The 742-nt window shown below is 66.0% G+C and carries 1 protein-coding gene; it reads left to right on the forward strand.

Annotated elements, in window-relative coordinates:
• On the forward strand, positions 1–742 hold a 742-nt coding region (locus CXQ89_RS17680), incomplete at both ends, for a lipoyl synthase (protein ID WP_104162201.1).

Raw genomic sequence — 742 nt, forward strand, 5'->3', positions numbered from 1 at the left:
TGAGTGCTGGGAGGACAAGGAAGCCACGTTCCTGATCGGCGGCTCCGAGTGCACCCGGCGGTGTGATTTCTGCCAGATCGATACCGGCAAACCGTCCCCGGTGGACAGGTTCGAACCCACCAAGGTGGCGCGGTCCGTGCGGTCGATGCAGCTGCGCTACGCCACCGTCACCGGTGTGGCCCGCGATGACCTCGAGGACGAGGGCGTGTGGCTGTATGCCGAGACGGTCCGCAAGATCCACGAACTGAACCCCGGCACCGGCGTGGAGCTGCTGATCCCGGACTTCTCCGGCAAACCCGAACACATCGCCGCGATCTGCGACTCCAAGCCCGAGGTGTTCGCGCACAACGTCGAAACCGTGCCGAGGATTTTCAAGCGGATCCGGCCGGCGTTCCGGTACGAGCGGTCCCTGGACGTGATCACGCAGGGCCGGAACCTGGGCATGGTGACCAAGTCCAACCTGATCCTGGGCATGGGCGAGACCCGCGAGGAAATTTCCGAGGCCCTGAAGGACCTGCACGAGGCCGGGTGTGACCTGATCACCATCACCCAGTACCTGCGCCCGTCCGAGCGGCACCTGCCGGTGGACCGGTGGGTCAAGCCGCAGGAATTCGTGGACCTCCAAAACGAGGCCATCGAGCTCGGCTTCCTCGGCGTCATGTCCGGCCCGCTGGTCCGGTCCTCGTACCGGGCCGGCCGGCTCTGGGCCACCGCGATGCGGAAGAAGGGCTGGGAAATCCCC

It is taken from the genome of Arthrobacter sp. ZGTC212 (genome assembly GCF_002929255.1).
Classification (GTDB): domain Bacteria; phylum Actinomycetota; class Actinomycetes; order Actinomycetales; family Micrococcaceae; genus Arthrobacter_B; species Arthrobacter_B sunyaminii.